This is a genomic window from Corynebacterium sp., assembly GCF_030535495.1.
GTDB lineage: Bacteria > Actinomycetota > Actinomycetes > Mycobacteriales > Mycobacteriaceae > Corynebacterium.
Genome location: NZ_JAUNRW010000089.1, coordinates 1 through 8,734 on the forward strand (window position 1 = coordinate 1; position 8,734 = coordinate 8,734).

The 8,734-nt window shown below is 68.8% G+C and carries 9 protein-coding genes; 4 read left to right on the forward strand and 5 right to left on the reverse strand.

The features are described from left to right. The coding region (locus Q4F73_RS09830; protein WP_303359171.1) for a CarD family transcriptional regulator at positions 1 to 382 on the reverse strand (382 nt) is incomplete at its 3' end. Between the two features lie 214 nt (positions 383 to 596). Between Q4F73_RS09830 and Q4F73_RS09835 the strand changes: the two genes are divergently transcribed. The 3 genes from Q4F73_RS09835 to disA all read left to right on the forward strand — a co-directional run bounded on the left by Q4F73_RS09835 (position 597) and on the right by disA (position 3,706). Next, the gene (locus Q4F73_RS09835) at positions 597 to 1,169 is read left to right on the forward strand and encodes a hypothetical protein (protein ID WP_303359172.1); all 573 of its coding nucleotides are present in this window, start codon (positions 597 to 599) and stop codon (positions 1,167 to 1,169) included. A 73-nt stretch (positions 1,170 to 1,242) separates the two neighbouring features. Beyond that, a complete protein-coding gene (radA, locus tag Q4F73_RS09840; RefSeq protein WP_303359173.1) occupies positions 1,243 to 2,631 on the forward strand; it encodes a DNA repair protein RadA in 1,389 nt (462 codons plus the stop codon). 10 nt (positions 2,632 to 2,641) lie between these two features. Next, positions 2,642 to 3,706, forward strand: a complete 1,065-nt coding sequence (disA, locus tag Q4F73_RS09845) for a DNA integrity scanning diadenylate cyclase DisA (protein WP_303359174.1) — start codon at positions 2,642 to 2,644, stop codon at positions 3,704 to 3,706. On the opposite strand, the gene Q4F73_RS09850 is transcribed toward disA, so the two are convergent. Both Q4F73_RS09850 and Q4F73_RS09855 read right to left on the reverse strand, forming a co-directional pair. Then, positions 3,703 to 4,386: a hypothetical protein gene (locus Q4F73_RS09850; protein ID WP_303359175.1), complete on the reverse strand. Its 684-nt coding sequence runs from the start codon at positions 4,384 to 4,386 to the stop codon at positions 3,703 to 3,705. The genes disA and Q4F73_RS09850 overlap by 4 nt on opposite strands. A 69-nt stretch (positions 4,387 to 4,455) precedes the next feature. Continuing rightward, positions 4,456 to 5,079 (reverse strand): carbonic anhydrase, encoded by a 624-nt coding sequence (locus tag Q4F73_RS09855; RefSeq protein ID WP_303359176.1) that lies wholly within the window; start codon positions 5,077 to 5,079, stop codon positions 4,456 to 4,458. Between the two features lie 25 nt (positions 5,080 to 5,104). Between Q4F73_RS09855 and Q4F73_RS09860 the strand changes: the two genes are divergently transcribed. After that, positions 5,105 to 5,968 (forward strand): A/G-specific adenine glycosylase, encoded by an 864-nt coding sequence (locus tag Q4F73_RS09860; protein WP_303359177.1) that lies wholly within the window; start codon positions 5,105 to 5,107, stop codon positions 5,966 to 5,968. Here Q4F73_RS09860 and Q4F73_RS09865 read toward each other — a convergent pair. Further along, positions 5,947 to 6,117, reverse strand: a complete 171-nt coding sequence (locus tag Q4F73_RS09865) for a DUF4236 domain-containing protein (RefSeq protein WP_303359178.1) — start codon at positions 6,115 to 6,117, stop codon at positions 5,947 to 5,949. The two genes, Q4F73_RS09860 and Q4F73_RS09865, sit on opposite strands and share 22 nt — an antisense overlap. Positions 6,118 to 6,188: 71 nt before the next feature. Continuing rightward, positions 6,189 to 8,734, reverse strand: a 2,546-nt coding sequence (locus tag Q4F73_RS09870; RefSeq protein WP_303359179.1) for an ATP-dependent Clp protease ATP-binding subunit, incomplete at its 5' end; no start/stop codon positions are given.

Below are 8,734 nucleotides of genomic sequence, written 5' to 3' on the forward strand. Positions count from 1 at the left end.
GCATGCGCTTCTCACCGGCGGACAGGCCGCGGTCCTGGTCGCGGCGCCACAGGTCACGGACGACCTCGGCCACCTTGTTCACGTCGCCGGAGGCCAGGCGCTCCTGGTTGGCCTTGTAGCGGCGGGACCAGTTGCCCGCCTCCTCCACGTCGGTCTCGCGCAGGACGCCGAAGACCTTCTGCAGGCCCTCCTCGCCGACCACATCGCGGACACCGACCAGCTCGGCGTTCTTGGACGGGACGCGGACGACGAGGTCAGACTGGTTGATCTGCAGGACCAGGTACTCCAGTTCCTCCCCTCCCATCACGCGATGCTCGATGTCAGCGATCACGGCAGCGCCGTGGTGCGGGTAGACAACGACGTCCCCGACCTTGAAATCCATTCCCACTCCTTGTTGCGCGCGGTTGGCAGCACACTAGACCCCGCATTCTAGCACGCACCCCAATCGGGACGTCGGGCGGCAAACTCCACCGAAGGATCACCCCCGAACGCCCCCGCATTCCCCCTGTGCCGAAAGCGGATCCCCGGGAACTGTGTGCCCAGGGGCCAAAGAGACTAAGGTAAGCTTCCGAAACATCCTTGTGAACCATGAACTGATGGAGGACACCGAAGTGAAGTCCCTGAAGTCGGCCGCCCGTCGCGGCGGCATCGTCTCCGCCGCCGCCCTGTCTGCGCTGGCACTGGCCTCCTGCTCCGCAGGCCAGATCACCCAGACCTCCAGCCAGGTCGCTGCAGTCAACGGCGCGGAGGGCAACTCCGAGGACGGCACTGTCGCGGTCCGCGACGTCACCATCATCGTCGATGACGCGGGCGAGGCCGCCCTGAAGTTCACCGCCATCAACCAGGACACCACGATGACCGAGCACACCCTCGAGTCCATCGACGTCAACGGCAACGCCGTCGAGTTCGAGGGCGCGTCCCTGGGCCGCGACTGCGTCCTGGTCGGCGACTCCGCCGAGCGCCTCGAGGTCACCCCGCAGTCCGACGGCATCGGCTGCATCGAGTACACCGAGACCTCCCTGACCAACGATGACTTCGCCGTCGGCGGCAACATCCCGGTCACCTTCTCCTTCGACTCCGGTGATGTCGAGGTCGTCGCCGCCGTCGCCGCTCCGCAGCTGCCGGCCGGTTCCTTCGTCCGCCCGGAAAGCGCTGAGGCAGCACACTAGTCCTCCGCTTGCAGGCGCCCGGTTCTCACTAGAGAGCCGGGCGTTTGTCGTTGTTCGTGGTTAAGTGGTCGGCATGGCCCGTAAACCCCGTTCCGTCCACACCTGCTCCGAATGCGGCTACTCCTCCCCGAAGTGGCTGGGTCGCTGCCCGGACTGCGGTTCCTGGGGCACCCTGGTGGAATCCGCCGTCGCCCCGAAGTCGGGCGGAGCGGCGGTGGCGGCGGTCTCGGGGGCCGTGCCGGCGGGACTGACCCCCAGCGCCCCGGCCACCCCGATCACCACCATCAGCGCCGCCGCCGCCACCTCGGTGCCCTCGGGCATCGGGGAACTCGACCGCGTGCTCGGCACCGGGGTGGTCCCCGGGTCGGTGGTGCTCATGGCGGGTGAGCCGGGTGTGGGCAAGTCGACGCTGCTGCTGGAGGTGGCGAGCCGGTGGGCGTCGATAAGCGGGCGCACGGCGCTGTATGTCACGGCGGAGGAATCCGCCGGACAGGTGCGCGTGCGCGCCGAGCGCACCGGGGCGCTGCAGGAGACGCTGTACCTGGCCGCCGAATCGAACCTGGATGTGGTGTTCGGACACGTGGAGCAGGTCAAGCCCTCGCTCCTTATCGTCGACTCGGTGCAGACGATGCACGCCCCCGGCGTGGAGGGCGTGGCCGGCGGTGTGGCCCAGTCGCGGGCGGTGACCGCCGCGCTGACCACCCTGGCGAAGACCTCCGGCATCCCCATCCTGCTGGTGGGGCATGTGACCAAGGACGGCAACGTGGCCGGCCCCCGCGTGCTGGAGCATCTGGTGGATGTGGTGCTCAACTTCGAGGGCGACCGTCAGTCCTCGCTGCGGATGCTGCGCGGCATCAAGAACCGTTTCGGGGCCACCGACGAGGTCGGCTGCTTCGAGCAGACCGCGGAGGGTATCCGCGAGGTCCCCGATCCGTCCGGCCTCTTCCTCTCCCACCGCGGACGCACCCCCGACGGCTCGGCGGTCACCGTGGCGATGGACGGCGTGCGCCCTCTGCTGGCCGAGGTGCAGTCCCTGACCGTCGACCCGGTGGCCAAGAGCCCGCGTCGCGTGGTCACCGGCCTGGACACCAACCGCGTGCCCATGGTGCTGGCCGTGCTGCAGGCCCGGGCGGGCGAGCGCACCAATGACAAGGATGCGTACGTGGCCACCGTCGGGGGCGTGCGCATCACCGAGACCGCCACGGATCTGGCCGTCGCCCTGGCCACGTGGTCCTCGCTGCATGACACGCCGCTGCCCCCGAAGACGGTGGTCATCGGCGAGGTGGGCCTGGCCGGGGAACTGCGTCGCGTGCCCCATCTGGGTCGACGCCTCGCCGAGGCCGCCCGCCTGGGCTACGGGTACGCGGTGGTGCCCGCGGGTGAGTCCTTCGACGTGCCCGGCATGCGGGTCGCGCAGGCCGCCACCCTCCGCGAGGCCATCGAGGCGGTGTCCCAGGGGTAACATCATCCCCATGAGTCCCGCCACCACGCCGGTCCCCGCCACCCTGCGGGAGACCCTCCAACACCTCGCCCCCGGCACGGCACTGCGCGACGGCCTCGACCGGATCGTCCGCGGCCGCACCGGCGCCCTCATCGTCATCGGGGACGGGCCCGAGGTCACCGACCTGTGCGACGGCGGCATCGAGTTCGACGTCCCCTTCGCCCCCACCCGCCTGCGCGAACTGTGCAAGATGGACGGCGCGGTCATCCTCTCCACCGACGCCACCCGCATCCGCCGCGCCAACGTGCAGGTGGTCCCGGCGCCGAGCTTCCCGACGTCGGAAAGCGGCACCCGGCACCGCTCCGCCGAGCGCACCGCGCAGCAGACCGGCCGCCCCGTCATCGCGGTGAGCCAGTCGATGAATGTCATCACCCTCTACGTCGAGGGGGACCGCTACGTCCTGGAGAGCCCCGCGGCCATCCTGCAGCGCGCCAACCAGGCGCTGGGCACCCTCGAGCGCTACCGCACCCGCCTCGACCACGCCAACCAGCGCCTGTTCGTCGCCGAGATCAACAACTACGCCACCGTGCAGGATGTCGTCGCCGTCATCCAGCGGGAACTGCTGGTCAAGCGCGTCGGCATGGAACTGGACCAGAACGTCCTCGAGCTGGGCACCGACGGCCGCCAGCTCAACCTGCAGCTGACCGAACTCCGCGGCGACAACAACCGCGAGATCGACCTGCTCATCCGCGACTACCTCATCGCCGAGGGCCCACCCTCGGACGACGACGTCCGCACCGCCACCCACGCCCTCGACGCGCTGGCCGACGCCGACCTGCTCAAACCCGCCGACGTCGCCCGCATCCTCGGGCTGCCGTCCACCGAGGAATCACTCACCCAGTGGATCGTGCCCCGCGGCTACCGCGTGCTCAGCCGGGTGCCCCGCATGCAGATGTTCCTCAAGCACAAGATCATCGCGGCCTTCGGCGACGTGGCCTCCCTGCTGTCGGCGACGGAGGAGGACCTGGCCGGCGTGGAGAACGTGGGCAACCTGTGGGCGCGCCACATCCACGAGGGGCTGGCGCGCCTGACCTAACCCAGGTTGAAGGTGTGCGCGTCGGAGGCGTTGTTGCCGATCACGGTGTGCAGGAAGAACGCGCCCGTGCCCACATCCTGACGGCTGTTGCACTGGCCCGGCTGGGAGCCCATGCGTGACCACACGGCCTGGAAGCGGCGCTCATCACCGGCCGGGAAGGACTCGTCCCCGGTGAGCACGGAGGGGAAGCAGTCGGTGTCCGCCCACACGCGCTCGTTGTCCTCGAGGTTGTAGACCTCGAAGCGCAGCTCCTCGGCGTCGAGATCCAGCTCGCAGTCCACATCCGTGGGGTTCTCCACCGTCATGTAGAAGGTCGGCTGGTCGCCCTCACCGTAGGAGGGGCGATCCGAGCTGGCGAGGATCCGCAGGTCGGAGAGCTCGCAGGAATCCTTCGGCTCCGCGGCCTCGCTCTCCTCCGGCTCGGTGCTCGCGGTGGTGGACGCCTCCGTGGACTCCGGGTCCTCGGAAGCCTCGGTGGATTCGGTGGTCCGGCTGGTCGTGGTCCCGGTGGTGGTCACTTCCGTGGTGTTCTGCGCGGTGGTTGCGCTTTCGCCGCCCCGACCGGCGAAGGCCACCAGGCCCCACACCAGCAGTCCGACGAGGACGAGAAGGATCAGTGCCGCGGCGACGCGGCGGCGAACGTAGATCTCTTCGGGGAGTCGAGGGCTGCGATTGGTCACGTCCCTCACTTTAATTGCGCGCGGTTCGTGCAGGTGGGAACCGACCTCCCCGCGTGTTGCTGCTCCCCGCTACTTCACGCCGTCGGCGATGACGGGCTCGGTGGAGCCGTCGGAGAGCAGGTAGCGCAGGCCGACGATACCGACGCGGCCGTCGGCGATGCGCTCCTGCAGGGCGGACAGACGGTGCTTGATCTGGATGACGATCTCGATGACGTGCTGGCGCTCATAGCCGGGGCGGTCGTTGCGGTCCCGCGCCCGGGCCTCGAGGATCGAGGGGGCGACCTTCTCCACGAGGATGCGCTCCAGGCCGTTGGGGATCTTTCCGCCGTCGAGGGCCTCGGCGGTGGCGGCGACGGCACCGCAGGACTCGTGCCCCATGACCACGACGAGTTCCACGCCCAGGCTCTTGATGGCGTACTCGATCGACGCCAGGACGGCGGGGTCGAGGATCTGCCCGGCGGTGCGGACGACGAAGAGGTCACCGAGGCCGACGTCGAAGATGAGCTCGACGGGCACGCGCGAGTCGGAGCAGGACAGGACCACGGCGCGGGGGTTCTGGCCGTCACGCAGTTCGGTGCGCCGCAGGATGTCCTGGTTGGGACGTTCCTGCTGCTGGAGGACGAAGCGCTGGTTGCCGGCCTGCAGGGCCTCCCACACGGCCTGCGGGTTCTTGGCGACATCTTTCATGGGCATGACGGCAATTCTATACTCGTTGCTCATGTTCGCTGAGCGCCTTCTCCCCTGGTTCGACCGTCACGAGCGTCCCCTGGCGTGGCGGGAGCCGGAAACCTCCGCGTGGGGCATCCTGCTCAGCGAGGTCATGAGCCAGCAGACCCCCGTCGCCCGCGTCGAGCCGGTGTGGCGGGAATGGATGGCCCGCTGGCCGGATCCGGCCGCCTTCGCGCAGGCCTCCCCCGCCGAGGTGCTGCGCGCCTGGGGCAAGCTCGGGTACCCGCGGCGCGCGCTGCGGCTGTTGGAGTGTGCGCGCCAGATCGTCGCGCTTCACGACGCCCGCGTCCCCGACGATGTCGACTCCCTCCTGGCCCTGCCGGGCATCGGGGACTACACCGCGCGTGCCGTGGCGTGTTTCGCCTACGGGCGCAACGTCCCGGTGGTGGACACGAATGTGCGGCGCGTGGTGCGCCGCGCCGTCGACGGCCGCTTCCTGGCCGGCACTGCCTCGAAGGCGGAGCTTATGGTGGTCGCCGAGCTGCTGCCCCAGGAGCAGGGCCCGCGTTTCTCGGCGGCGCTCATGGAGCTCGGCGCCCTGGTGTGTACTGCGACGTCACCGTCGTGTGAGGTCTGCCCGCTTCTCGACGTCTGCGCCTGGGTCGCCGCCGGATCCCCACCCCCGAGCGAGGAGGAACGGGCGAGAAAGAAGGTGCAGAAGTTCACCGGCACCGACCGCCAGGTCCGGGGGCTGATCATGGATGTGCTGCGCGGGGCCGAGGAGCCCGTTCCGCAGTCGGCCATCGATGTCGTGTGGCCGGATGACATCCAGCGCTCACGCGCCCTGTTCTCCCTGCTCAGTGACGGTCTGGCGGAGCAGGATGAGGCGGGCTATTTCCACCTGCCGCGGTAGTTGAGACCGCCGGGCAGCCTCACCCAGAGTCCCCCGCGGGAGTTGATGGTCACCGGACCGATCCGGGTGGATGCGGATGCCCCCGACCCGGAGACGTTGATCCAGGAGTTCTTCCCGATCTTCTTGCGCTTGCGGTACGTGATGCCCATGCCAGACAGTGTAACCACGCGCACGACGCCCGCCTCCCGGGTGCGGGAAGCGGGCGTCGATAAGCACTCAGTTAGCTCTGCGGGGCAGGCTGTGCACCGCCGGCCGGACCCTCATCGGGGTCGGTGGACAGATCATCGGTGATCTCCGGGACATCCGGCACGTCCGGGGTGATGGTGTCCGGATCAGCCTCGACATCGCGCACGGCCTCGGCGGCCTCCGGGGAGATCTCGGAGAACGTGCCCTCCGGCAGCGGCTTCGGGCGCGGGGTGAAGGTGAAGGAGGCACCGTCGGTGTCCTTCGACTCCCCGTCCCAGCCGTCGACGTCGACGGTGACGATCTCACCGGCGCCGAGCTCACCGAAGAGGATCTTCTCACTCATGGCGTCCTCGACCTCGCGCTGGATGGTGCGGCGCAGCGGGCGGGCACCGAGGACCGGGTCGAAACCACGCTGGGCCAGCAGTGCCTTGGCCTTGTCCGTGATCTCGATGCCCATGTCCTTGGCGGCCAGGGCCTTCTCGACGCGACCGATGAGCAGCTCCACCATCTCCACGATCTGCTCGCGGGTGAGCTGGTGGAAGACGACGATCTCATCGATACGGTTGAGGAACTCGGGGCGGAAGTGCTTCTTCAGCTCGTCGTTGACCTTGTTCTTCATGCGCTCGTACTGGGCGTCGGAATCCGTCTCGGCGGAGCCGGAGAAGCCCATGCCCACGGCCTTCGAGATGTCCTGGGTGCCCAGGTTCGAGGTGAAGATGAGCACCGTGTTCTTGAAGTCGACGACACGTCCCTGGCCGTCGGTGAGACGACCGTCCTCGAGGACCTGCAGGAGGGTGTTGTAGATCTCCTTGTGGGCCTTCTCGATCTCGTCGAAAAGCACGACGGAGAACGGCTTGCGGCGGACCTTCTCGGTGAGCTGGCCGCCCTCCTCGTAACCGACGTAGCCGGGGGGCGCGCCGAAGAGGCGGGAGGCGGTGAAGCGGTCGTGGAACTCACCCATGTCGATCTGGATGAGGGCGTCGTCCTCGCCGAAGAGGAACTCGGCCAGGGCCTTCGACAGCTCGGTCTTACCCACGCCGGACGGGCCGGCGAAGATGAAGGAACCGGAGGGGCGCTTCGGGTCCTTGAGGCCCGCGCGGGTACGGCGGATGGCGCGGGAGACGGCCTTGACCGCCTCGTTCTGGCCGATGATGCGCTTGTGCAGCTCATCCTCCATGCGCAGCAGACGCGAGGACTCCTCCTCGGTGAGCTTGAACACCGGGATGCCGGTCCAGGAACCGAGGACCTCGGCGATCTGCTCCTCGCCGACCTCCGCGATCTCCTCGAGATCACCGGAACGCCACTGCTTCTCCTTCTCGGAACGCTCCTCGCCGAGCTTGCGCTCCTTGTCGCGCAGACCCGCGGCCTTCTCGAAGTCCTGGGCGTCGATCGCCGCCTCCTTCTCGCGGCGGACATCGGCGATGCGCTCGTCGATCTCGCGCAGGCCCTCCGGGGCGGTCATGCGCTTGATGCGCATGCGGGCGCCGGCCTCGTCGATGAGGTCGACGGCCTTGTCCGGCAGGAAGCGGTCGTTGATGTAGCGGTCGGAGAGGTTGGCGGCCGCGGCCAGGGCACCGTCGGTGATGGACACGCGGTGGTGCGCCTCGTAGCGGTCGCGCAGGCCCTTGAGGATCTCGATGGTCATCTCGACGGACGGCTCCGGCACCTGGACGGGCTGGAAACGACGCTCGAGGGCGGCGTCCTTCTCGATGTGCTTGCGGTACTCGTCGAGGGTGGTGGCACCGATGGTCTGCAGCTCGCCGCGGGCCAGCTTGGGCTTGAGCAGCGAGGCGGCGTCGATGGCACCCTCGGCGGCACCGGCGCCGACGAGGGTGTGGATCTCATCGATGAACAGGATGATGTCACCGCGCTGGTTGATCTCCTTGAGCACCTTCTTCAGGCGCTCCTCGAAGTCACCGCGGTAGCGGGAACCGGCCACCAGGGAACCCAGGTCGAGGGAGTAGACCTGCTTGTCCTTGAGGGTCTCCGGGACCTTGCCGTTGACGATGTCGAGGGCCAGTCCCTCGACGACGGCGGTCTTACCCACGCCGGGCTCGCCGATGAGGACCGGGTTGTTCTTGGTACGACGCGAGAGCACCTGCATGATGCGCTCGATCTCCTTCTCACGGCCGACGACCGGGTCGAGCTTGCCGTCCCGGGCCGCCTGCGTGAGGTTGCGGCCGAACTGGTCGAGGACCAGCGAGTTGGAGCGGTCGCCGGGGCCACCCTGGCCCTGGCCGCCGCCGCGGGCGGCACCGGTACCGGCGCCGACGGGGCCACCGCCCTGCTCGGGGGTGTTCTCCGGGGAACCGCCCTGGCCCCCCTCGTAGCCGGAGAGCAGCTGGATGACCTGCTGGCGCACGCGCGGCAGGTCGGCGCCGAGCTTCACCAGCACCTGGGCGGCCACGCCCTCGCCCTCACGGATGAGGCCGAGGAGCAGGAACTCGGTGCCGATGTACTTGTGGCCCATCTGCAGGCCCTCGCGCAGCGAGAGCTCGAGGACCTTCTTGGCGCGCGGAGTAAACGGGATGTGACCGGTGTGCGGCTGCGTGCCGTGACCGATGATCTCCTCGACCTCCT

Excerpts from the sequence above, each read along its gene's own strand:
- Q4F73_RS09835 (WP_303359172.1), top strand. The coding sequence starts at position 597 with ATGGAGGACACCGAAGTGAAGTCCCTGAAGTCGGCCGCCCGTCGCGGC.
- radA (WP_303359173.1), top strand. The coding sequence starts at position 1,243 with ATGGCCCGTAAACCCCGTTCCGTCCACACCTGCTCCGAATGCGGCTAC.
- disA (WP_303359174.1), top strand. The coding sequence starts at position 2,642 with ATGAGTCCCGCCACCACGCCGGTCCCCGCCACCCTGCGGGAGACCCTC.
- Q4F73_RS09855 (WP_303359176.1), bottom strand. The coding sequence starts at position 5,079 with ATGCCCATGAAAGATGTCGCCAAGAACCCGCAGGCCGTGTGGGAGGCC.
- Q4F73_RS09860 (WP_303359177.1), top strand. The coding sequence starts at position 5,105 with ATGTTCGCTGAGCGCCTTCTCCCCTGGTTCGACCGTCACGAGCGTCCC.
- Q4F73_RS09865 (WP_303359178.1), bottom strand. The coding sequence starts at position 6,117 with ATGGGCATCACGTACCGCAAGCGCAAGAAGATCGGGAAGAACTCCTGG.